This is a genomic window from Burkholderia lata (genome assembly GCF_902499335.1).
Classification (GTDB): Bacteria; Pseudomonadota; Gammaproteobacteria; order Burkholderiales; family Burkholderiaceae; genus Burkholderia; species Burkholderia lata_B.
This window is the reverse complement of record NZ_CABVQK010000013.1, coordinates 45,053-66,594: the sequence shown is the minus strand read 5'-3', so window position 1 is coordinate 66,594 and position 21,542 is coordinate 45,053. Positions and strand designations below refer to the sequence as shown.

20 protein-coding genes and 1 tRNA gene are annotated in these 21,542 nt (G+C 67.3%); 10 read left to right on the top strand and 11 right to left on the bottom strand.

Going from position 1 to position 21,542, the window contains the following annotated elements:
- Positions 1-92 precede the first annotated feature (92 nt).
- Entirely contained in the window at positions 93-1,241 is a 1,149-nt protein-coding gene (dgoD, locus tag BCO18175_RS28825; protein ID WP_043190713.1) for a galactonate dehydratase, read from the bottom strand.
- 163 nt (positions 1,242-1,404) lie between these two features.
- Between dgoD and BCO18175_RS28820 the strand changes: the two genes are divergently transcribed.
- The gene (locus BCO18175_RS28820) at positions 1,405-2,088 is read left to right on the top strand and encodes a FadR/GntR family transcriptional regulator (protein WP_174915441.1); all 684 of its coding nucleotides are present in this window, start codon (positions 1,405-1,407) and stop codon (positions 2,086-2,088) included.
- Positions 2,089-2,115: 27 nt separating this feature from the next.
- On the opposite strand, the gene BCO18175_RS28815 is transcribed toward BCO18175_RS28820, so the two are convergent.
- The gene (locus tag BCO18175_RS28815; protein ID WP_069248784.1) at positions 2,116-2,361 is read right to left on the bottom strand and encodes a DUF1272 domain-containing protein; all 246 of its coding nucleotides are present in this window, start codon (positions 2,359-2,361) and stop codon (positions 2,116-2,118) included.
- Positions 2,362-2,516: 155 nt separating this feature from the next.
- On the opposite strand from BCO18175_RS28815, the gene BCO18175_RS28810 reads away from it, so the two are divergent.
- Complete coding sequence (locus BCO18175_RS28810) at positions 2,517-2,864, top strand: GFA family protein (protein WP_174986069.1); 348 nt, start codon at positions 2,517-2,519, stop codon at positions 2,862-2,864.
- 34 nt (positions 2,865-2,898) lie between these two features.
- Here the strand turns inward: BCO18175_RS28810 and BCO18175_RS28805 are convergent, their stop codons facing one another.
- Complete coding sequence (locus BCO18175_RS28805; RefSeq protein ID WP_174986068.1) at positions 2,899-6,006, bottom strand: transglycosylase domain-containing protein; 3,108 nt, start codon at positions 6,004-6,006, stop codon at positions 2,899-2,901.
- A 421-nt stretch (positions 6,007-6,427) separates the two neighbouring features.
- On the opposite strand from BCO18175_RS28805, the gene BCO18175_RS28800 reads away from it, so the two are divergent.
- Positions 6,428-6,820, top strand: a complete 393-nt coding sequence (locus BCO18175_RS28800) for an MAPEG family protein (RefSeq protein WP_174986066.1) — start codon at positions 6,428-6,430, stop codon at positions 6,818-6,820.
- 48 nt (positions 6,821-6,868) lie between these two features.
- Here the strand turns inward: BCO18175_RS28800 and BCO18175_RS28795 are convergent, their stop codons facing one another.
- Positions 6,869-7,786, bottom strand: coding sequence for a LysR substrate-binding domain-containing protein (locus BCO18175_RS28795; protein WP_174986064.1), 918 nt, complete (start codon positions 7,784-7,786; stop codon positions 6,869-6,871).
- Between the two features lie 199 nt (positions 7,787-7,985).
- Between BCO18175_RS28795 and BCO18175_RS28790 the strand changes: the two genes are divergently transcribed.
- The 3 genes from BCO18175_RS28790 to BCO18175_RS28780 all read left to right on the top strand — a co-directional run bounded on the left by BCO18175_RS28790 (position 7,986) and on the right by BCO18175_RS28780 (position 12,151).
- A complete protein-coding gene (locus tag BCO18175_RS28790) occupies positions 7,986-9,302 on the top strand; it encodes an MFS transporter (protein WP_174986062.1) in 1,317 nt (438 codons plus the stop codon).
- A 51-nt stretch (positions 9,303-9,353) separates the two neighbouring features.
- Positions 9,354-10,832, top strand: coding sequence for an amidase (locus BCO18175_RS28785; RefSeq protein ID WP_254608185.1), 1,479 nt, complete (start codon positions 9,354-9,356; stop codon positions 10,830-10,832).
- A gap of 116 nt (positions 10,833-10,948) precedes the next feature.
- Entirely contained in the window at positions 10,949-12,151 is a 1,203-nt protein-coding gene (locus BCO18175_RS28780; RefSeq protein WP_174986061.1) for a porin, read from the top strand.
- A gap of 194 nt (positions 12,152-12,345) precedes the next feature.
- Here BCO18175_RS28780 and BCO18175_RS28770 read toward each other — a convergent pair whose 3' ends face one another.
- Positions 12,346-12,657: a cupin domain-containing protein gene (locus tag BCO18175_RS28770; protein ID WP_174986059.1), complete on the bottom strand. Its 312-nt coding sequence runs from the start codon at positions 12,655-12,657 to the stop codon at positions 12,346-12,348.
- Positions 12,658-12,724: 67 nt separating this feature from the next.
- The gene (locus BCO18175_RS28765) at positions 12,725-13,408 is read right to left on the bottom strand and encodes a DJ-1/PfpI family protein (RefSeq protein ID WP_174986057.1); all 684 of its coding nucleotides are present in this window, start codon (positions 13,406-13,408) and stop codon (positions 12,725-12,727) included.
- A gap of 117 nt (positions 13,409-13,525) precedes the next feature.
- Between BCO18175_RS28765 and BCO18175_RS28760 the strand changes: the two genes are divergently transcribed.
- Both BCO18175_RS28760 and BCO18175_RS28755 read left to right on the top strand, forming a co-directional pair.
- Positions 13,526-14,497: a GlxA family transcriptional regulator gene (locus tag BCO18175_RS28760; RefSeq protein WP_174986055.1), complete on the top strand. Its 972-nt coding sequence runs from the start codon at positions 13,526-13,528 to the stop codon at positions 14,495-14,497.
- 181 nt (positions 14,498-14,678) lie between these two features.
- Complete coding sequence (locus BCO18175_RS28755; protein ID WP_174986053.1) at positions 14,679-15,653, top strand: LysR family transcriptional regulator; 975 nt, start codon at positions 14,679-14,681, stop codon at positions 15,651-15,653.
- Between the two features lie 2 nt (positions 15,654-15,655).
- Here BCO18175_RS28755 and BCO18175_RS28750 read toward each other — a convergent pair whose 3' ends face one another.
- Complete coding sequence (locus tag BCO18175_RS28750; protein ID WP_174986051.1) at positions 15,656-15,997, bottom strand: hypothetical protein; 342 nt, start codon at positions 15,995-15,997, stop codon at positions 15,656-15,658.
- An 89-nt stretch (positions 15,998-16,086) separates the two neighbouring features.
- Here BCO18175_RS28750 and BCO18175_RS28745 point away from each other — a divergent pair, with 89 nt between their 5' ends.
- Positions 16,087-16,464 carry a c-type cytochrome gene (locus tag BCO18175_RS28745; protein ID WP_174986049.1) on the top strand — a complete coding sequence of 126 codons (378 nt, stop codon included), beginning with the start codon at positions 16,087-16,089 and terminating at the stop codon, positions 16,462-16,464.
- A 536-nt stretch (positions 16,465-17,000) separates the two neighbouring features.
- Here the strand turns inward: BCO18175_RS28745 and BCO18175_RS28740 are convergent.
- The 4 genes from BCO18175_RS28740 to BCO18175_RS28725 form a co-directional block, all read right to left on the bottom strand.
- Positions 17,001-17,077 (bottom strand) — tRNA-Met (locus BCO18175_RS28740).
- 134 nt (positions 17,078-17,211) lie between these two features.
- On the bottom strand, positions 17,212-18,870 hold the full coding sequence (locus tag BCO18175_RS28735) for an MFS transporter (protein WP_174986047.1): 1,659 nt from the start codon (positions 18,868-18,870) through the stop codon (positions 17,212-17,214).
- A gap of 235 nt (positions 18,871-19,105) precedes the next feature.
- Entirely contained in the window at positions 19,106-20,653 is a 1,548-nt protein-coding gene (locus BCO18175_RS28730) for a sensor histidine kinase (protein ID WP_174915347.1), read from the bottom strand.
- A gap of 17 nt (positions 20,654-20,670) precedes the next feature.
- Complete coding sequence (locus BCO18175_RS28725; RefSeq protein ID WP_174986045.1) at positions 20,671-21,399, bottom strand: response regulator transcription factor; 729 nt, start codon at positions 21,397-21,399, stop codon at positions 20,671-20,673.
- Between BCO18175_RS28725 and BCO18175_RS28720 the strand changes: the two genes are divergently transcribed.
- Entirely contained in the window at positions 21,398-21,538 is a 141-nt protein-coding gene (locus tag BCO18175_RS28720) for a hypothetical protein (protein WP_153488778.1), read from the top strand. The two genes, BCO18175_RS28725 and BCO18175_RS28720, sit on opposite strands and share 2 nt — an antisense overlap.
- Positions 21,539-21,542 lie beyond the last annotated feature (4 nt).

Genomic DNA, 21,542 nt, shown 5'->3' with positions numbered 1-21,542 from the left:
GCACCGCACATGCAAAAACGGCTGCCTGTCGGGCAGCCGTTCTCGAATCGAGACTTACCGCGCGGGCCGCAGCCGCGCGCTGCGCATCGCGCTCACCACTCGGCGACGCTGCCGTCCGCGTGACGCCACACCGGGTTGCGCCAGCGATGGCCCGTCTTCGCCATCTCGCGCACCTTCTCCTCGTTCACGTCGATGCCGAGCCCCGGGCCCTGCGGGATCGCGACGAAGCCGTCCTCGTAGCGGAACACCTCGGGGTTGCGCAGGTAGTCGAGCAGGTCGTTGCCCTGGTTGTAGTGGATGCCGAGGCTCTGTTCCTGGATGAACGCGTTGTAGCTGACCGCGTCGAGCTGCAGGCACGCGGCGAGCGCGATCGGGCCGAGCGGGCAGTGCAGCGCGAGCGCGACGTCGTAGCTCTCCGCGAGCGTCGCGATCTTGCGGCACTCGGTGATGCCGCCCGCGTGCGACGCGTCGGGCTGGATGATGTCGACGTAGCCGCCCGCGAGGATGTGCTTGAAATCCCAGCGCGAGTAGAGCCGCTCGCCGAGCGCGATCGGCGTATTGGTCTGGTTGACGATGTCGCGCAGCGCCTCGACGTTCTCCGACAGCACCGGCTCCTCGATGAACATCAGCTTGTACGGGTCGAGTTCCTTCGCGAGCACCTTCGCCATCGGCTTGTGCACGCGGCCGTGGAAGTCGACGCCGATCCCGACGTGCGGGCCGACCGCGTCGCGCACCGCCGCGACGTTCGCGATTACCTGTTCGACCTTGTCGTAGGTGTCGACGATCTGCAGTTCCTCGGAGCCGTTCATCTTCACGGCCTTGAAGCCGCGCTCGACCACCGCGCGCGCATTGTTCGCGACGTCGCTCGGGCGGTCGCCGCCGATCCACGAATACACCTTGATGCGATCGCGTACCTGGCCGCCGAGCAGCGCGTGCACGGGCACGCCGTGATGCTTGCCCTTGATGTCCCACAGCGCCTGGTCGACGCCCGCGATCGCGCTCATCATGATCGGGCCGCCGCGGTAGAAGCCTGCGCGGTACATCACCTGCCAGTGATCCTCGATCAGCAGCGGATCGCGGCCGACGAGGTAGTCGGCCAGCTCCTGCACGGCCGCCTCGACCGTGTGCGCGCGGCCTTCGACGATCGGCTCGCCCCAGCCGACGATGCCCTCGTCGGTTTCGATCTTGAGGAACAGCCAGCGCGGCGGGACGACGAAGGTTTCGAGGCGGGTGATTTTCACGATGCGAGTCTCCGGGGTAGACCGGCGCGGGCAATCGGGCGCGGCGCACGGTCGCATGATTTCGCGGTTATCCTAGCGTAGACCGATAAAAAATAGTATTAGTAGCACTATTGTGCAGATAGTGGGCAGCCGGCACGCCCGGGCACCGGCTTAACGGAGAACGATCATTCGACGCGACCTGCATGGACAGACGGCCTTCCGGCTCGCCACGGCGATCCTGCGCGGCGACTACCCGCCCGAGTCGCTGCTGCCGAGGGAGCCCGACCTGATGGAGATGTACGGCGTGAGCCGTACGGTGATGCGCGAGGCGCTGCGTACGCTCACGTCGAAGGGGCTCGTCGAATCGCGGCCGAAGATCGGCACGCGCGTGCGGCCGCGCGGCGTATGGAACCTGCTCGATGCCGACCTGCTCGACTGGTATGCGCGTGTCGCGCCGCCGCTCGCGTTCGCGCTGAAGCTGCAGGAGATGCGCGAGATGGTCGAGCCGTTCGCGGCCGCGCTTGCCGCGCGCATGCATACGCCGGACACGTTCGCCGCGATCGACGGCGCGGCGTGCGCAATGGCCGCCGCGCGCAACGTCGACGAATGGGTGCGCGCCGACCTGCGCTTTCACCTGAGCGTGCTCGAGGCCGGCGGCAACGAGCTGCTGGTGCCGCTCGGCACGCTGATCGATCGCACGCTCGAGGCACAACTGCATCTGAATGCGCGCCGCGCGGACGTGTACAACGCGTCGCTCGCCGAGCACACGGCCGTCAGCGACGCGATCCGCGTGCGTGACGAGGACGGTGCACGCCGCGCGATGGCGGCGCTGCTCGCGGTGACGCGCGCGCGGATCGAGATGTCGTGACGGGCGCGGGCGGGTGGTGCGGCGCCGTCAGGCGTTCGCGCAGCCGCCCGGCTTGTGGATGCGCTCGGTCGACGCCGGGTATTTCGCGAGCAGGCTCGCCGGCCGCCGCGGACGCACGACCAGGTCGCCGCCGCAGTTCGGGCAGCGGCCCTTCAACACGTCGTCGGCACAGGTCGCGCAGAACGTGCATTCGAACGTACAGATGCGTGCATCCGCCGAATCGGGCGGCAGGTCCTTGTCGCAGCATTCGCAGCCGGGGCGCAGTTCGAGCATGACGGTTTTCCTTGGTTTGGACGGGGTCGGGACGGGCGCCACACGGACATTGCGTGCGGCGTATGTGCGCGCTACTGTACCCGCTTGGATCGGCCTGGCCAACGGTGTCCCGCCGGGGCGCCGTCGATGCGCATGGGCCGCACCGGGAGACGACCATGCTTTATCGCGGAAGCTGTCACTGCGGAGACGTGAAGTTCGAGGCGGAAGGCGACCTGCAGGGCGTGATGGCGTGCAACTGCTCGATCTGCCAGCGCAAGGGCGCGCTGATGTGGTTCGTGCCGCGCGATCACATGACACTCCTCACGCCCGACGAACATCTCGCCACCTACATGTTCAACAAGCACGTGATCAAGCACCGCTTCTGCAAGCGCTGCGGGATTCACGCGTTCGGCGAGGGCGTCCACCCGAACGGCACCGCGATGGCCGCGATCAACGTGCGCTGTCTCGAGGATGTCGATATCGACGCGCTGCCGGTCACGCACTACGACGGCCGCTCGCATTGAGCGGCGCGCCGGCGCATGAACGGTCGCGCGGCCGTCAGGACGGTTGCGCGGTAGCCGCATCCGGCGCGGGCGTTTCCGCCTGCGGGGCAGGGCCCGCGGCGCGCTTGCCGGTGCCGGCCGGGCGTTCGATCAGCGGCGCGAGCGCCGGCGCCATCGACTTCAGCAACTGCACGGCCATCGCGCTCGTGAAGTCGTAGCGTGCCGCATACGGTTCGTGCGCCGTTGCGGTCAGGACCCCGAAGAAGCGGTCGCCGAGCACGAACACGAACGTGCCGCTGCGGTTCACCTTGCGCGACTCGATCAGCCGCGCGCCGCGCGCATAGACGTTGAAGCGCTGGTCGCCCGTCCCCGTCTTGCCGTACACGTCGAGCGTCTTGCCGTCGGGCAGCGTGAAGCCGCCCGCGAGGCGGCGCGCGGTGCCGCTGAGCACGACGTCGCGCAGCAGCGTATGCGCCACGTTGACGATCTCCGGCGACAGCATCTGGTGCGGCTGCGCGGCCGCGCGCACGAAGCGCGTTTCGTATGGCGTGCCCTTCGCGAAGTCGAGCCGCGTGATCGTCTCGGTCGGCGCTTTCTGGCCGCCGTTCGCGATCAGGCCGATCAGTTTCGCGAGTGCGTCGGGCTGGTCGCCCGATGCGCCGATCGCGGCCGCGTACGACGGCGTGACTTCCGCGAACGGGTAGCCGAGCGCACGCCACGACTTCGTGATTTCCGCATACGCGCGCAGTTCGACCATGCGGCGGATGCGGCGGTCCTGGGTCGCGTGGTAGCGCGTCTTGTACAGCCACGAGTACGTGTAGAAACGCGCATCGCGGCTCTCGCGCTGGACGTCGGCGAGCGATGCACTCGGGTGCGCGCGCAGGTAGTTGAGCGTCCACAGCGCGAGCGGATGCACGCTCGCGATATAGCCTCGATCGTTGAGGTTGAAGCGGTCGATCGCGTACTTCGCGTAGAGCCTGGCGAGGTCGTCGTCGGACAGCGTCGCGGCCGGCGTGCCCTTCAGTTGCACGCGCATCTGCGCGTCGAACCACGCGAGCGATTCGTTCGGCGCGACGCTGCGCAGCACCGTCGCGATCTTCGGCGGCGACTTGCGCACGTCCTTCAGCATCAGCGCGAGCGCATCGTCGGGCGCCTTGCCCGCAAAGCGCGTGTAGTAGCGCTTCACGTAGACCTGGCTTTCGCCGTCGACGAACTGCTGCAGGTAACGCCGGCGCTGCTCCGGGTCGCCGAGCCACGACGACGACGGGCCGGCCGCCTGCAGCGTCTCGTAGTGGACGATGTCGCGCATCAGCCGCACGAACACGAGGTTGACCGAATGCTCGAATGCCGTGTGCAGCGTCAGGATGCGGCCGTTGTCCGACTTCTCGAAGTTCGAGAATACTTGCGCGCCGCCGCCCGTGTAGAACACGTCCGGGCTCGCCGAATACTTGCGTTCGACGGCCGCGTCGAGCATCGCCTGCAGCGAGCGGTCACGCGTATGCGACAGGTAGTCGAGCGCCCAGTGCGACAGCCCGTCGATCGGGTCGGGCTTCACGCGGGCCAGCTCCGCGTTCGACAGGTTCGCGTAGCGCGCATGCAGGTCGGACACGATCTGCAGGTAGGTGATCAGCGTACGCAGCTTCGCGGTCGAGCCGAGGTTGATGCGGCCGCCGCGATTGACGTCGAACGGCTCGTTCACGCTGTCGGTCTGCACGCGCAGCAGGTTCGCGCCGTTGCGGCGTTCGTACAGCGTGAAGCTGTACGTGAGGTGCGCCGGGTCGTCCTTCGGCGAGAGCATCTCGAAACCGTACAGGCCGGCGGCCTGCGCGCCGTCCCGCGTCGACGCCTTCGCGAGTCGCTCGGCGACCGCCTGCTGCACGCCGTTGTCGAGCGTGCTGGTTGCCTCCAGGTCGAACTGGTCGAGCTGGTACACGTCGCTGATGCCGAGCGCCGACAGCAGCGACGCGCGCGCGGACGTCACGGCCTTGCGCGACACGAACGACTGCACGTGTGCGGCGGCCGGCGGCGCGCTGCGTTCGATCTGCGCGGCAAGCGCGGCGTCGCGCAGCGCGGGCGAGATCACGCCGCCGTTCGACAGCAGCCGCAGGTAGCTGTCGGTCAGCTTCTGCAGCGCCGGATAGCCGCGGTTGAGGAAGTACGACGGCGCGCGCTGCGCGATGATCAGCGACAGCACCTCGCGGAACGTCCTGCCCTGTTCGTCGACGTTGTCGCCGGTCGTCGGCGCGGACAGGATGCGGTTCACGTCGTTGAAGTCGCGGCCGTACCACGCGGCGAGACCGTCGCCGATACCGGTGATCTCGCCGATATGCGGCCGCGCGGCGAGCGGCACCGAGTTCAGGTAGCGCACGACGATGGTGCGGCGCGCGGGCATCGTCTGCGGGCCGTTCATGTACGCGCGCACCGACGCGGACCCGATCTGCCGCAGCTTCTCGGGCGGCGTCGCGGTGCGGCCTTCGGGCGAATGGCGGAACTTCTCGATCTGCGTCGCGAGCGTGCTGCCGCCCGGGCGCGCCTGATGGCGGTTGACGACATGCAGCGCCTGGTCGGCGACCGCGCGGCCGAAGCGCCCCCAGTCGATCGCCGGGTTGCGGTTCGGCTGGTTCGCGTCGAGCAGGTAGCGATCCTCGATGAACAGCAGCGAATCGACGACCACGCGCGGCACCATGTCGAAGTCGGCGTAGACGCGCTGCGGGAACACGGTCGCGAACAGCGGCGCGCCGGTCGAGTCGAACAGCATCAGGCCCGCCTGGTCCTTCTCTTCGAACGGGAGGAACAAGCCGCGATCGCCGAGCGACAGCATCCGCTGCGAATCGCGCGCCTGCTTGTCGACGGCGAAGCCGCGCGCGAGCAGCCGCTCCTGGAACGCCGGAATCATCGAGTAGCCGAGGCGCTGGTCGTACGGGCCGTTGGCGGGGAAGCGGATGTGATCGCTCGGGCCCGTCTCGACCGTGTAGCCGACGTCGCGGGTGAGCTCGGACAGGTAGCGCGCCTGCAGCCGGGACGTCTCGATCTCGCTCTGCACGAGTCGCGCAACGATCGCCACGGCGATCAGCAGCGCGGCCAGCAAAGACCACTTGACCCACGTCCAGACCGATGCGGGACCGGTCACGCGCGGCAGGATACGATTCAGCGGCCGATTCATGGCGGCGTCTCCCTGAAGGCGCGGGCTCCGGCCGCACCCCATTAAGGATTAGTGTAGTCCTCCGCAGCGGGCTGCCAAGGGCGTTCACTACCGAGATGCGTCGACGCAACGCGCGTGCCTGTGACGCGCTGTAACCCGCGTTGCGTTGCGGTGGTGCATGCCGTCGCATGCGTAACGTTTGCGCGTTTCGTGCCGGGGCGTCCGTGTGGCGGGCGGGTCGGCGGGGAGGCCCGGATGGCCGGGCAGGCGGGCAATGCACCGGTTTCGTGCGGTGCGGCAGGGTGACAATTCGGGCCGGAACCCGACCGTAAAATTGTGTCCGGCGCACGGCGATGCTGCGGGTTTCCGCGATAGCCGCGGGTATCGGCCGCGGGTACGATCATCGGATGTGCGGCGCATTTCCGCTTTCGCCGGGAGTCCCATGCCGATCCATCCCGTCGCGCTCGTATGCACGGCCATCCTCGGGCTGCTGCTGTTCGGGCTCGGGCTCGTCGTGTCCGTCACGCGCTTTCGCTGCACCACCGGTTCCGGGTGTGCGGCCGATCCGGCGAACGGGTTGCACAAGATCGTGCGTGCGCACGGCAACACGGCCGAATACGCGCCGTTTCTCGCGGTGCTGTTTCTCTATTTCGGCGCGCACGATCCGTCGCGCGCGATCCTGGCGCTGATCGTCGCGGCAACCGCGTGCCGCTGCCTGCTCGTGATCGGATTGCTCGCGTGGCCGACGATGGCCAACCCGAATCCGGTGCGTTTCGTCGGCGCGCTCGGCACGTATCTGTGCGGCGCCGCGCTGTGTATCGCGCTGTTCGTCTGAGCGGCGCCGCCACGCGGCTTGTGGCGACGCGTCACGCGTGCCGCGCCGCTATCGCCACAGCAGCGTCGCGCGATCGTGCCGGCGCACGGCCTCGACGAAGCAGTGGATCAGGTAGTCGCATGCAATCGTGTTCAGTGCATCGCGGCGCGTGAGCACGCCGACCGACACGGCCGGAATCGTCTCCTCGATGTCGATTGCAACCATCCGCTCGCGAATCCAGTCGACCTCCATGAAGCTCTGCGGCACGCAGGACACGGTATCGGTATGCACGGACAGCGAAAACGCCGCGCTGAACGACGTGCATTCGACGATCGGCTGCGGTGCCGGATAGCCGTGCGCGACGAACACGTCCTGCAGCAGTCGGCCGATGCTTTCCGGCGACGTGTTGAGGATCCATTGCGCGTCCTGCAGCTGCGCGAGCGATGTGCAGTGACGCAGCGGATTGCTCGCGCGCGTCATCAGGATCAGCTCCGACTCGAGCAGCGGCCGGAACGTGAATTCGGGCGATAGCCGCGTCGCGTCGACGATCGCGATCACGAAGTCGAGCGAGCCGTCGCGCAGGCGCGGCAGCGCGGTGTCGAGAAAGCCTTCGCGCACGTCGAGGCGGATCGTCGGCATCCGCTGCCGGAACGCGTCGAGCGCGGCCGGCAGGAAGCCGAGCGACATCAGCGGCGTCAGCGCGCAGGCGAGCGCGCCTTCCTTGCCCCCCGCCAACTGGATCACGTCGTCGCGCGCGTGCTGCATCTCCGCGAGGATCAGCCGCGCGCGCGCATAGACGGCCTGCCCGAAACGCGTGAGCTGCGCGCCGCGCGCATTGCGCGTGACGAGGGGCACGCCGAGATCGAGTTCGAGTTCGCGGATCGCCTTCGTCAATGCGGGCTGCGACAGGTGGATCGCGCGTGCGGCCGCGCGCAGGCTGCCGTGTTCGGCGATGGCGGCGAGCGCCCGGAGCTGGTGGTGTTTCACGGCGTGGCGGGGCGCGGCGGCAGTGGCGACGCTCCCATCCTACACCGCGCCACCGCATTCAAAGCACGCGATAACCATGCGTTATCACGATCGAAAAATGTCGCTCCGGGCTGCGGTTTTTGAATGCCTAGACTGCATGCGCAGGCGGTCGAACGGGCCGCGCACACGACACGCACAACCAGTACGGAGACACACCTTCATGAAGGCGCCCCGAGCGGACAGCATGTTTGGCGGGCATGTCGGCAACGTTGCCGCATCCCCGTCCAATCGTCAGTTGATTGTTGCGATCACGATCGGCAACGGTCTCGAATTCTTCGATCTCACCGTGTTCAGTTTCTTCGCGGTGCTGCTCGGCAAACTGTTCTTTCCGGCGGTATCCGCGCAGCAGCAATTGCTGATGTCGGTCGCGACCTTCGGGGTCGGCTTCATCGCGCGGCCGGTCGGCGGCGTCGTGATCGGGCTCGTTGCCGACCGCTTCGGTCGCGTGCCCGCGATGAACCTCACGCTCGTCACGATGGCGGTCGGCACCGGCATGATCGGCGTGATGCCGACCTATGCGCAGATCGGCATGTTGGCCCCCGTGCTGGTGATCGCCGCGCGGCTGCTGCAGGGCTTTTCGGCCGGCGGCGAGGTAGGCGTATCGACGTCGCTGCTCGCCGAGCGCGCGCCGGCCGGTGAGCGCGGCTACTACACGAGCTGGCAGTTCGCGAGCCAGGGCGCCGCGGCGCTCGCCGGTTCGTTCGTCGGCTTCCTGCTGTCGCATTTTCTCGACGCGGCCTCGCTCGAATCGTGGGGCTGGCGCGTGCCGTTCCTGCTCGGCGTGCTGATCGCGCCGGTCGGCCTCTACCTGCGCGCGCGCTTCAATGGGATCGAACAGCACGCGCCGGCCGCGGCCGCGCGGCGTTCATCGGCAGTACTCGGCACCGTGCTGCGGCGCGACGGCGGCGCCGTGCTGACCGCGCTCGGCCTCGTGATCGGCGGCACGGCCGCGCACTTCATCGTGCTGTATTACATGTCGACGTATGCGATCAAGGTGCTGCACTTGCCGATGGATACCGCGCTGTGGTGCGGGATCCTGTCCGGTGCCGTGATGTTCGTCGCCGCGCCGGTCGGCGGGCGGCTGTCGGACCGCACCGGCAGCAAGCGTGTCGCGCTGTGGTCACGTATCGCGTTGACCGTGCTGATCCTGCCGGGCTTCTGGCTGATGCGCGCGGTGCCGTCGATCGCGACGATGTACGCGGTCGTGATGCTGCTCGCCGCGTTGCACTCGATCAACGCCGGCGCGAACGGCGTGATCCTCGCCGAGCTGTTTCCGAAGAGCACGCGTGCGACCGCGCTGTCGATCGCGTATGCGGGCGGCGTGTCGATCTTCGGCGGCTTCGCGCAGTTCATCGTCACGTGGATGATCGGCGCGACCGGCAATCCGGCCGCGCCCGCGTGGTACGTGATCGTCTGCGGCGTGCTGTCGCTCGTCGCGCTCGCATTCGCGTCGGATCGCAGCGATCGCGATGCGTGACCGGCTGCGCCCGATACCGCGTCCTTCCTTTCTGCTTTCTTCCGGAACCGTATGACCGCCACCGCTTCGCTTTCGTTTTCGTCCCAGTCCGTCGGCGTCATGGCCGGCGACCTGTGCGACTTGTCCGCCTGCGCGATGCTCGACCTGCTGAAGAAGCGGGAGATCGGCGCATGCGACCTGCTCGACGCGCATCTCGCGCGGATCGCGACGGTCAACCCGCGCGTGAACGCGCTCGTGACCGTCGTCGATCCCGACCTGCTGCGTGCCCGTGCGCGCGACATCGATGCGCGCTGGATGCGCGGTGAATGGCAGGGGCCGCTGCACGGGCTGCCGGTGTCGCAGAAGGATCTCACCGCGACGCACGGCGTGCGCACCACGTACGGCTCGCGATTGTTCGCCGATCACGTGCCGCAGCACGACGCGCTCGTCGTGCGCCGTTGCGCGAGCGCCGGCGCGCTGATGATCGGCAAGTCGAACACGCCGGAATTCGGCGCCGGGTCGCATACGTTCAATGACGTGTTCGGCACGACGCGCAACCCGTGGGACCTGACGCGCTCAGCGGGCGGCAGCAGCGGCGGTGCGGCCGCCGCGCTCGCGTGCGGGATGAACCCGCTTGCGTGCGGCAGCGACATGGGCGGCTCGCTGCGCAATCCGGCCGCATGGAACAACGTCGTCGGATTGCGGCCGTCGCCGGGCCGCGTGCCGCGCGCGCCGGACCTGAACGGCTGGACGACGCTCGGTGTCGACGGGCCGATGGCGCGCGACGTGGCCGACACCGCGCTGCTGCTGTCCGCGATCGCCGGGCCGAGCGGCGAGACCGCGACCGAACTCTCGGAACCTGGGGCACGCTTCGCGCAGCCGCTCGAACGCGACTTCCGCGGCACGCGCATCGCGATGTCGCGCGGCCTGCCCGGCGTGCCGATCGATCAGGAGATCGAGCGTGCGGTCGATGCGCAGGCGCGCGTGTTCGCGGCGCTGGGCTGCGAAGTCGAATTCGACGATCCCGATCTGTCGGAAGCCGAGGACGTGTTCCGCATCGAGCGCGCATGGATGATCGGCACGCTGGTCGACGGGCTGGACGATGCGCAGCGCGCGGTGCTGAAGCCCGAGATTCACGACGAATACCGGCTGCATCGCTCGATGACGGCCGCCGATCTCGGCCGCATGTTCGTGCGCAAGACGCGCCTGTTCGAGCGGATGCGCGCGTTCATGCAGCGCTATTCGTTCTACGTGCTGCCGACCACGCAAGTGATGCCGTTCGATGTCGGCCTGCGCTCGCCCGCGCATGTGCCGGGTGCCGCCAGCACGTCGTACATCGACTGGATGCGCGTGTGCTGGTACCTGTCGTCGACCGAGGCGCCGATCCTGTCGGTGCCGTGCGGCTTCGGTGCAACCGGCCTGCCGATCGGCATGCAGATCGTCGGCCGCTACCGCGACGACTGGGGCGTGCTGCAGTTCGGCCGTGCCTACGAAGTCGCGGCGGGCCGCCGCTGGACGCCGCCGGCCATCGTCGCCGACGCGATGCGCTGACCGCCTTTTCCGCCCCACATCCAACCGTTCCGGTTCGCACCGGAGCAGGCCGCGCGCCTGCGGGGGACGCGCACGCCTGCGTTTTGCCATTCGACCCGCGCAATGGAGACCTTCCGATGAAACAACGGCTGTTGGCAGGCGCGGGTGTCGCGCTGATCGCGGGTGCGGCGCACGCACAGAGCAGCGTGACGCTGTACGGCATTATCGACGAGGGGCTCACCTACACGAGCAACCTCGCGGTGGCCGGCCCGAACGGCACGGTGAGCGGCAAGCCCGCGTGGCGGATGCTGGGCGGCGTGCAGCAGGCGAGCCGCTGGGGGCTGCGCGGCGTCGAGGATCTCGGCGGCGGGCTGGCGGCGATCTTCACGCTGGAGAACGGCTTCGACCCGAGCACGGGCAAGCTCGGGCAGGGCGGGCTGATCTTCGGCAAGAAGGCGTTCGTCGGGCTGTCGGGGCCGTTCGGCACCGTCACGCTCGGGCGGCAGTACGACACCAACGTCGACTTCCTCGGGCCGCTCGAGGCCGCCGCGCTGTTCGGCGGCTACATGGTTGCGCACCCCGGCGACCTCGACAACGTGAACAACGCGAACTCGACCAACAACGCGATCAAGTTCACGAGCAACGACTACGGCGGGTTCCGCTTCGCAGCGATGTACGGCGTGGGCGGCATCGCGGGCGCGGCGACGCGCAACCAGGTGTGGTCGATGACGGCCGGCTACGCGCGCGGGCCGCTCGTGGTCGCGGCCGGCTACCTGAATGCGCGCAACCCGAACGTGTCGTTCTTCGGCACGACCGGCAGCCCGGTGCCGGTCACGGGCGGCGTGCCGGGTAACAACATGCTGTCGCCCGTGTATTCAGGCTATGCATCGGCGCGCACGCTGCAGGTCGCGGCGGCGGGCGGCACCTATGCGATCGGCGCGGTCACGCTCGGCGCGATGTACACGAACACATCGTTCCGCCAGCTCGGCGACCTGTCGTCCGGGCCGAATCCCGGCGGCGTGTCCGGCAATGCGGTGTTCAACAACGTCGAGGCCAGCGTGCGCTACCAGTTCACGCCCTACCTGTTCGGCGGCGTCGCGTACGACTACACGCGCGGCGGCGGCGTGAACGGGCGTGACGGCGCGACGTACCACCAGGTCGCGGCGGGGCTCGACTACTTCCTGTCGAAGCGCACCGACGTGTACCTGACCGCCGTCTACCAGCGCGCGTCGGGTACCGACTCGACCGGACGCCCGGCGGTTGCCGCGATCAACGGGCCCGGCGCATCGGCGAACGACCGGCAGTTCCAGGCGCGCGTCGGCCTGCGACACAAGTTCTGACGGAGGTGGCCGCGGCGAGCGGATGCTGACCGTGAACGGCAAGGTCGTCACGCTCGAACACGACTCGTGCCGGTGCGTGTGCACGCCGCAACCGAAGCTGATCGCGTCGCAGGCCACCGGGACGATCACCGGATGAAACCCGCCGCGCGGAGGCGGCTGCGGTCCGCGCGGCATCGGCGCACGGCCGCCGGCCGTCAGACGCTGCCTGCGGTTTCGATCACGAGGATGCGTGCTTCGCCGAGCGGATGCGCGACGTGCTCGGTGCCGGCCGCCGCATGGAATACGTCACCCGTTTCGAGCACCGTCGCGTGCTCGACGCCTGCTTCGCGATAACGCATCTCGACGCGACCGTCGAGCACTGCGAACACTTCCTCGTCGTCGTTCACGTGCCACCGATACGGCTGGTCGGTCCAGTGCAGGCGGACCGTGATGCCGTTCAGGTTCGCGATGTCGAGCGCGCCCCACGCGCGGTCCGCGGTGAACGCGGCGCTGCGGATGATGTTCATCGATGTGTTCTCCGGCGCGGATGCGCGTCGTCTTCCAGTCTTCGAGTCGATTTCCCGGTGCCCATATTCAGCGCGACATCGCGCGCAGCGCTTGTTCGATCGTCTCCTTGCGCTTCGCGAAGCCGGCCGCCGACCGTTCGGTGACGCGCTTCACGACCGCTGCCGGCGCGGTGTCGGGCGAACCGGCGTCGAACGGCGGTGCGGGCGCGTATTCGAGCTGCAGCTGGATCGCCTGCGCTTCTTCATCGCCGGCCAGCTCCGCGGCGATCGTCAACGCGAAGTCGATCCCGGCCGTGACGCCGCCGCCCGTGATCAGGTTGCCGTCGCGTACCACGCGCTCGCGCACCGGCACCGCGCCGAGCGGTTCGAGCAGCGTGTGGAACGCCCAGTGCGTCGTCGCGCGCCGCCCGCGCAGCAGGCCGGCGACGCCCAGCAGCAGCGCACCCGTGCAGACCGACGTCACGTAGCGCGCGGTGGCTGCGCGCTGCTGCACGAACGCGATCGCTTCGGCATCGAGCAGCAGCGCGTTGATCCCGATCCCGCCCGGAATGCAGATCACGTCGAGCGGCGGGCAATCGTCGAACGTGCAGGTCGGCGCGAGCGCGAGCCCGCTGCTCGACGCGACGGTGTCGCGCGACTTCCAGACCAGATGGACGGTTGCGTCGGGCAGCGACGCGAGCACGTCGTGCGGGCCGGTGAGATCGAGTTGCTGGACGCCCGGAAACACGAGAAAGCCGATATGCAGGGACATGCGAAGACTCCGGTTGGAAGGGGAGCGCGCCGTTGTCGGCACGAGATGGACAGATCGATTCTAGGCGCGTAGTGTTTGGCGAAATTGCCATATCACCCACGTTTTCAGCCAATCGCCATGCCAGCCGCCCCGCGTTCGATCCTGGTCCTCGCGTTCCCTCGTGCCCAATTGCTCGACGTGTCGGGGCCGCTGCAGGTGTTTGCGTCCGTCAACGAGCTTGCGCTGGAGCGCGGCCAGCCGGCGCCGTATGCGCCGCGCGTCATCGCGGCCGAGGCGGGGCCGGTCGAGACGTCGTCGGGCCTGGTCGTGATGGCGGAATCGCTGCGCTCGGCTGCGCGCCATCCCGATACGCTGATCGTCGCCGGCGGCAAGGGCGTGCATGCGGCATCGAAGGATGCACGGCTGGTGCGTTGGGTGCAGCAGCAGGCGGCGCGCACACGGCGCGTGGCATCGGTCTGCACCGGCGCATTCCTGCTCTCCGAGGCCGGCCTGCTCGACGGGCGGCGTGCGGTCACGCACTGGGCGCGCTGCGACGAATTCGCGGCGCGCTATCCGAACGTGCGCGTCGAATCCGATCCGATCTTCATCCGCGAAGGCGCGTTGTGGACCTCAGCCGGCGTGACGGCCGGCATCGATCTCGCGCTCGCGCTGGTCGAGGAGGATCTCGGGCGCGCGACCGCCCTCGACGTCGCGCGCGAACTCGTCGTGTTCCTGAAGCGCCCGGGCGGGCAGGCCCAGTTCAGCACGATGCTGTCGATGCAGCGCACCGACGACCGGTTCGGCGAACTGCACGCGTGGATGGCCGAGCACCTGGCGGACGACCTGTCGGTGCCCGCGCTGGCCGAGCGCGTGCGCATGAGCGAGCGCAGCTTCGTGCGCCACTACCGCGCGGGAACCGGCCGCACGCCTGCGCGCGCGGTCGAGCAGATTCGCGTCGAGGCCGCGCAGCGCCTGCTCGGCGAAACGGCATGGCCCGTCAAGCGGATCGCCGCGCGTTGCGGCTTCGGCTCGGAGGAGACGCTGCGACGCTGTTTCGTGCGCGTGCTGGGTGTGTCGCCGCAGGGATATCGCGACCGATTCGTGCGGTAACGCACGGCGGGCGGCTGCGATCGGGGCCGGAACGATCGCCGGGTGAGACTGAACGGAAATCGATCGTTTTCCAGTCCGAAACGCCAAAACTATTCAGGATCGGAGAACAATGTGTGGGGGCTTGTGCCGCGCCCGTCGCACGCTCTATTCTGTTTCGTTGGCGATTCGAAGGGGGAGCAGCATGGACCGAATCCAGGCAATGGAAGTTTTTACCCGCGTGGTCGACGCGAACAGCTTCACGCGCGCGGCCGACACGCTCGCGATGCCGCGTGCGTCGGTGACGACCATCATCCAGAACCTCGAGGCGCTGCTCGGCGTGCGCCTGATGCACCGGACGACGCGCAGGCTGTCGCTGACGCCGGAAGGTGCGGCGTACTACGAGCATTGCATGAAGATCATCTCGGAGATCGCGGAGGCCGACGCGAGTTTCCAGACCGGCAACCGCAAGCCGAGCGGCGTGCTGCGGGTTCATATGCCGAGTTCGCTCGGGCGGCGCATCGTACTGCCGTCGCTGTCGATTTTCCGGCAGCGCTACCCGGACATCACGCTTGAACTGGGCCTCTCCGACCGCTACGTGGATCCGGTCGAGGAGGGCATCGACTGCATGATCCGGGTGGGCCCGCTCGAGGATTCGTCGATGGTCGCGCGGCGGATCGGGATGCTGAAGCGCGTGACCTGCGCGTCGCCCGATTACCTCGCACGTCACGGCGAGCCGCACGAGATTGCCGATCTCGCCGAACACCACGCGGTGAATTTCCGTTCGAGCCACGGCGCGCGGGCGATTCCGTGGGTGTTCATGATCGACGGCAAACCGTTCGAGGTGCGGATGAACGGGAGCGTCACGGTCAACGATTCGGATGCCTATGTGACGTGCGGGCTCGAAGGGTTCGGAATGATCCAGCCGACGCTGTTCATGGTGCTGCCGAACCTGCTCGACGGCTCGCTGGTCGAGGTGCTGCCGGACTGCAATCCGAAGCCGAAGCCGATCTCGATCGTCTATCCGCACAACCGGCATCTGTCGCAGAAGGTACGCGTGTTCGCCGACTGGGTCGCGGAGGTGTTCGAGTCGACGCCGTCGCTGGAAGGTGGGGAGAACTGGCGCGGGCGGGTGGGGGCGCAGGCGGCGCGGCAGCAGCGTAGTTCGGTGGCGGCGTAGTCTTACGTGCCGCGCGGGCCTGTGAGAGCGGCCGTGCGATTCGCGCCCGATCGGAACGGCCGCATATCGATGCGGAGATTCAGGCTCGCGTAGACGAGTTGCCTGGTTGAGGTGGCGCGAAGGTCTGCTCTCGAAAGCGGAACCGACGCATCGGACGATGCAAATGCGAAAGCCGCTGTTCCTTTCAGAGCAGTGGTTTTTTTATTTTGTGGCGAATCAGGGATGTTTTTCCAGTTTGACAAAAAATCCTTTCCCGTCAAAAATTTGTCCCGAAAAAAGCAGGTCGGTTTATAAAAATCTGACATGAATGGATTGTCGCATTCGTCCCGATTGGCAACTCGCATGTATGAATTCGAGGTCGAAAATCTGGGGTTGCCGTGACGATATTCGCGGTGCGAAACCCTGTTCTGATCCCGCTGGGAGCAAGGAGTGTATGAAGGTTAAGGGGGATTTCATCGCCGCGTTGATGGTGTCGCTTCTGGTGCCGTCTGTGTCCTTCGCAGACGGTATCAACGGGGAGCGGATTTTTCTGAAGAGATGCGCCATGTGCCATGGATCGGATATTAAAGGCACGGGGCCATTGGCTAATAAGAGCACCCCTCCGACGCCTGATCTTACAACGCCAGCGTTCAAGAAACGCCTGCTTGAATATCCGGGCGTCATTGTCTCATCCGTAATACTCCGTCCAAACGGGGATTTGATTCCTAGGACGTTGCGAGAGAACGGTGTAAGGCTGCCAGCATTCGCATGGACGGTTAAGGATTTTCGCGATCTGAATGAATATATGGCTGGCGTAATATTGAAGAAATAATGCTCCGTGCCGCTTCGCGACTTTCTGCAATCGTCCAGAAATTCGGAGCGAAAGTGAGCTGATCGGCGCCGGAAATCCTGCGCACAAATGAGTGCTGGCGTTTCGGACGCAATTTGCTCAAGAGGAGCGGGAGGTTGGCGATGAAGCGCAAGCAATGCTCGGTGGGGTAGATCGAGATGGCGTCGGGCAGCCTGAACTGGGCAAGTTCATCCTGCGGACATCACCGTAGAAATGTGGCTGCGGCCACGCTGAAGAGGCAGTTGGTGGACCACGTCGTGGATCACCACGGTCTTCCGACGCAGCGGGCGCAGCTTGAGTGGCGCTTTGCGGTGAAAGTCGCAATCGGTCGAGTCGGCGCGGGTGGTCGGGTGGGGGCACGGACGACTCTCCACGGAAGGTAACCGTGGCGTGTCGCACCCGCACTCTCAAAATCGCGTCGTACCTGGGGAGGTTCGCTTGCTGGCGCCCGTTTCAGGTGAATTTTGCGGAGCAAATGAAAAAGCCGCTGTTCCTTTGGAAACAGCGGCTCTCGCATTTGGTGGCGAATCAGGGATTCGAACCCCGGACCTGCGGATTATGATTCCGTCGCTCTAACCGACTGAGCTAATTCGCCGAAGAAATGAATTATGGAGAATGCCGGCCTGGCTGTCAACACCTTTTTTCATCATCCGTGAAAAAGGGTGCCGGCGGCCCGTGCCGGCCTCGTCGCGGGGCGGGTTGCCGTTCACCGGAACCCGCCCGTCGACCTCAATCTTGCGCGTAGATGTTCGAGTCCTTCGTCTCCTTGACGAACAGCAGGCCGATCACGAACGTGGCCAGCGCGATCACGATCGGATACCAGAGGCCCGAGTAGATGTTGCCCTTCGCCGCGACGATCGCGAACGCGGTCGCCGGCAGGAAGCCGCCGAACCAGCCGTTGCCGATGTGATAGGGCAGCGACATCGACGTGTAGCGGATCCGCGTCGGGAACATCTCGACCAGCATCGCGGCGATCGGGCCGTAGACCATCGTCACGTAGATCACGAGGATCGTCAGGATCACGATCGTCATCGGCCAGTTGAGCTGCGCCGGGTCGGCCTTCGCCGGGTAGCCGGCCGCCTTCAGCGTCGACCCGAGCGTCTTGTCGAACGCAGCGCCCTGCGCCTTCGCGTCGGCCGCCTTGCCTTCATAGGCCGGGATCACCGTGTCGCCCACCTTGATCTGGGCCGTCGTGCCGGCTGGTGCCGCGACGTTCTCGTAGTTCAGGCCGGCCTTCGCGAGCGCGCTCTTTGCGACGTCGCACGAGTTCGTGAACTTCGACGTGCCCACCGGGTTGAACTGGAACGAGCAGGCGGCCGGATCGGCGATGACCGTGATTGGCGCCTTCTGCGTCGCGATCTCGAGCTGCGGGTTCGCGTAGTGCGTGAGCGCCTTGAACAGCGGGAAGTAGGTCAGTGCCGCGATCAGGCAGCCCGCGAGGATGATCGGCTTGCGGCCGATCTTGTCCGACAGCGAACCGAAGAACAGGAAGAACGGCGTGCCGATCAGGAGCGCGATCGCGATCAGGATGTTCGCGCTGGCACCGTCCACCTTCAGCGTCTGCGTGAGGAAGAACAGCGCGTAGAACTGGCCCGTGTACCACACGACGGCCTGGCCGGCGGTCAGGCCGACGAGCGCGATGATCACGACCTTCAGGTTCTTCCACTGGCCGAACGCTTCGGTCAGCGGCGCCTTCGACGTCTTGCCTTCCGCCTTGATGCGCAGGAACACCGGCGATTCGTTCAGTTGCATCCGGATCCATACCGACACGGCGAGCAGCAGGATCGACGCGACGAACGGCACGCGCCAGCCCCAGCTGCCGAACGCTTCCTCGCCGATGAACGTGCGTACGCCGAGGATCACGAGCAGCGACAGGAACAGGCCGAGCGTGGCGGTCGTCTGGATCCACGCGGTGTAGAAGCCGCGACGGTTGGCCGGCGCATGCTCGGCGACGTAGGTCGCCGCGCCGCCGTACTCGCCGCCGAGCGCGAGACCCTGCAGCAGCCGCATCGCGATGAAGATCACCGGCGCGGCGATGCCGATCGACGCGTAGCCGGGCAGGAAGCCGACCACGAACGTCGAGACGCCCATGATCACGATCGTCACGAGGAACGTGTGCTTGCGGCCGACGAGGTCGCCGAGGCGGCCGAACACGATCGCGCCGAACGGCCGCACCGCGAAGCCGGCGGCGAAACCGAGCAGCGTGAAGATGAAGGCGGCGGTCGGGTTGACGCCGGAGAAGAAACTCTTGCTGATGTAGGCCGCGAGCGAGCCGGCCAGGTAAAAGTCGTACCACTCGAACACGGTGCCGAGCGACGACGCGAAGATCACCTTCTTCTCTTCGCCCGTCATCGGCGCGTGCGAAATTTGCCCGCCTAACGTTGCCATGAGTCGTCTCCAAGTCCCTTGATATAGATATGCGGCCGCCTTGGGTGGACGGGCCTGTCGAGGATTATTGGTACGGAAACTTACGGCCGACTGACTCGAGCGTGCAAAAGGTCTGCACGTTAACCCGCGCCGAATTGGTTGTTTTTTTGCCTATCGTGCTGCTAAATGCATATAACGTCCGGTAAATTGACGGTTTCGATGCAATCTCGGCGTGTCGCGGCGGCGCGCGTCAGGGTTAATCCGGGGCCGTTTCGGTCAACGGCAGGCTGACGCGCACGAGCGTGCCGGCGAGGCGCGGTGCGTGCTGGTAGACGTGATCGTCGAGTGTCAGCGTGCCGCCGTGCTGCGTGGCGATCTCGCGCACGATCGCGAGCCCGAGGCCGCTGCCGTCGCCTTCGCGGCCGAGGATCCGGTAGAAGCGCTCGACGACGCGCTCGCGCTCGGCGGCCGGGATGCCGGGCCCCGTGTCCTCGACTTCGAGATGCACGAGCCGCGCCGCGGGCTCGGTACGCACGCGCACCGTGATGCGGCCGCCGTCCGGCGTGTAGCGGATCGCGTTGTCGATCAGGTTGCCGAGCATCTCGCGCAGCATCACCGGATTGCCGTCGACGTCGAGCGGCGTATCGTCCGGCGGCCCTTCGTAGCCGAGATCCATCCGTTTCGCGAGCGCGGCCTGCACCCAGTCGCGCACCGCGCGCCGCGCGAGCGTGGCGATCTCGACCGGCTCGAACGTCAGCCCGCTCGCGCGGTTCTCGGCACGAGCCAGCGCGAGCAGTTGCGTGACGAGCCGCGCGGCCTGCTCGGAGCTCGTCGCGATCTGCTCGAGCGAGCGCTGCACGTCGGGCGGGACGGGGTGGCGCAGCGCGAACTCGGCCTGCGTGCGCAGGCCCGCGAGCGGCGTTTTCATCTGGTGCGCGGCGTCGGCGATGAAGCGCTTTTGCAGCGCCATGTTCTGTTCGAGGCGCGCGAGCAGGTCGTTGAACGACGTAACGAGCGGCTCGATCTCGGGCGGCGCGCGCTGCGCCTCGACGGGCGACAGGTCGTCGGGCCGCCGCGCGCGGATATGCGCCTGCAGCGCGTTGAGCGGCGCGAGCCCGCGCGACAGCCCGAACCAGACCAGCAGGATCGCGAGCGGCAGGATCACGAACTGCGGCAGGATCACGCCCTTGATGATGTCGTTCGCGAGCGCGTTGCGCTTGTCCAGCGTTTCGCCGACCTGCACGAGCACGGGCTGCGGGCTGCCCGATTGCGGCAGCGCGACCGTCGTATACGCGACGCGCACGTCGTTGCCGCGCAGCAGGTCGTCGCGAAACATGACGACGCCCGGCGGCGGGCGGTCCTCGTCGCGCGGCAGCGGCATGTCGGCTTCGCCCGCGACCAGTTCGCCGCGTGTGCCGAGCACCTGGAAGTAAACGCTGTCGACGTTGTCCGCGCGCAGGAAGTCGCGCGTCTGCTCCGGCAGCGTCAGCTCGGCCACGCCGTTCACCGGGTGGATCTGCCGAGCGAGCACGTATGCGTTGGTCTCGAGCGCGCGATCGAACGGGCCGTTCGCGATCGTCTTCGCGACCAGATAGGTGACGGCGATGCTCATCGGCCACAGCAGCAGCAGCGGCGCGAGCATCCAGTCGAGGATCTCGCCGAACAGCGAGCGCGGGCGTGGTGCCTCGGGCGCATCGGTTTCGTCGGGCGGCGCGAACGGGTTCTCGTAGCGCGCATCGCGCGCCTCGTCGGCGGCCGATGACGGCGCGCCGGTCGGGTGGCGGGTGTGGGCCGGCGTGGCCATCGCGGCGACGCGCGGGTTCAGCGCAGCGGCGTGCCGGCCACCGCGGGCTGGGGCGCGGCCGTGTCGGCCGGCGCGGCGGGCGTGACCTTCTCGAGGCAATAGCCGAGGCCGCGTACGGTCGAGATCCGTACGCCGCTGGGTTCGATCTTCTTGCGCAGCCGGTGCACGTAGACTTCGATCGCGTTGTTGCTGACTTCCTCGCCCCATTCGCACAGATGGTCGACGAGCTGTTCCTTCGACACGAGCCGGCCGATCCGCTGCAGCAGCACTTCGAGCAGGCCGAGCTCGCGCGCGGAGAGGTCGAGTACCTGGTCGTTCGCATACGCGATGCGGCCGACCTGGTCGAACGCGAGCGAGCCGTGGCGCACGACGGTCGGGCCGCCGCCCGCGCCGCGCCGGGTCAGCGCGCGCACGCGCGCCTCGAGCTCGTTGAGCGCGAACGGCTTGGCCATGTAGTCGTCGGCGCCGAGGTCGAGCCCCTTCACGCGCTCGTCGACGCTGTCGGCGGCCGTCAGGATCAGCACGGGGAGGTTGGAATTGCGGGCGCGCAGGCGTTTGAGTACGTCGAGCCCGGGCATTTTCGGGAGCCCGAGATCGAGGATCAGCAGGTCGAATGTCTGCATCGACAGCGCCGTATCGGCGTCGACGCCAGTCTTCACGTGGTCGACCGCATAGCCCGATTGGCGGAGTGACCGGGTGAGGCCGTCCGCGAGTATGCTGTCGTCTTCCGCGATGAGAATTCGCATGGTGCTGACCGATGGCCGGCAGGGCGTTCGCGCCGGCCGGCTGTCTCCGAAGTTATTCGTGTACAACGCAGCCTGCATTGCGGGCTTGCACAAAACACTGTTTTTTTATACAGTGTCTGCATTCGTGGGCGGCGCTTGAAAGC

Excerpts from the sequence above, each read along its gene's own strand:
- BCO18175_RS28815 (WP_069248784.1), bottom strand. The coding sequence starts at position 2,361 with ATGCTCGAACTGCGCCCCGGCTGCGAATGCTGCGACAAGGACCTGCCG.
- BCO18175_RS28810 (WP_174986069.1), top strand. The coding sequence starts at position 2,517 with ATGCTTTATCGCGGAAGCTGTCACTGCGGAGACGTGAAGTTCGAGGCG.
- BCO18175_RS28805 (WP_174986068.1), bottom strand. The coding sequence starts at position 6,006 with ATGAATCGGCCGCTGAATCGTATCCTGCCGCGCGTGACCGGTCCCGCA.
- BCO18175_RS28800 (WP_174986066.1), top strand. The coding sequence starts at position 6,428 with ATGCCGATCCATCCCGTCGCGCTCGTATGCACGGCCATCCTCGGGCTG.
- BCO18175_RS28790 (WP_174986062.1), top strand. The coding sequence starts at position 7,986 with ATGAAGGCGCCCCGAGCGGACAGCATGTTTGGCGGGCATGTCGGCAAC.
- BCO18175_RS28785 (WP_254608185.1), top strand. The coding sequence starts at position 9,354 with ATGACCGCCACCGCTTCGCTTTCGTTTTCGTCCCAGTCCGTCGGCGTC.
- BCO18175_RS28780 (WP_174986061.1), top strand. The coding sequence starts at position 10,949 with ATGAAACAACGGCTGTTGGCAGGCGCGGGTGTCGCGCTGATCGCGGGT.
- BCO18175_RS28770 (WP_174986059.1), bottom strand. The coding sequence starts at position 12,657 with ATGAACATCATCCGCAGCGCCGCGTTCACCGCGGACCGCGCGTGGGGC.
- BCO18175_RS28765 (WP_174986057.1), bottom strand. The coding sequence starts at position 13,408 with ATGTCCCTGCATATCGGCTTTCTCGTGTTTCCGGGCGTCCAGCAACTC.
- BCO18175_RS28760 (WP_174986055.1), top strand. The coding sequence starts at position 13,526 with ATGCCAGCCGCCCCGCGTTCGATCCTGGTCCTCGCGTTCCCTCGTGCC.
- BCO18175_RS28755 (WP_174986053.1), top strand. The coding sequence starts at position 14,679 with ATGGACCGAATCCAGGCAATGGAAGTTTTTACCCGCGTGGTCGACGCG.
- BCO18175_RS28750 (WP_174986051.1), bottom strand. The coding sequence starts at position 15,997 with ATGCGAGTTGCCAATCGGGACGAATGCGACAATCCATTCATGTCAGAT.
- BCO18175_RS28745 (WP_174986049.1), top strand. The coding sequence starts at position 16,087 with ATGAAGGTTAAGGGGGATTTCATCGCCGCGTTGATGGTGTCGCTTCTG.
- BCO18175_RS28735 (WP_174986047.1), bottom strand. The coding sequence starts at position 18,870 with ATGGCAACGTTAGGCGGGCAAATTTCGCACGCGCCGATGACGGGCGAA.
- BCO18175_RS28730 (WP_174915347.1), bottom strand. The coding sequence starts at position 20,653 with ATGGCCACGCCGGCCCACACCCGCCACCCGACCGGCGCGCCGTCATCG.
- BCO18175_RS28720 (WP_153488778.1), top strand. The coding sequence starts at position 21,398 with ATGGTGCTGACCGATGGCCGGCAGGGCGTTCGCGCCGGCCGGCTGTCT.
- BCO18175_RS28725 (WP_174986045.1), bottom strand. The coding sequence starts at position 21,399 with ATGCGAATTCTCATCGCGGAAGACGACAGCATACTCGCGGACGGCCTC.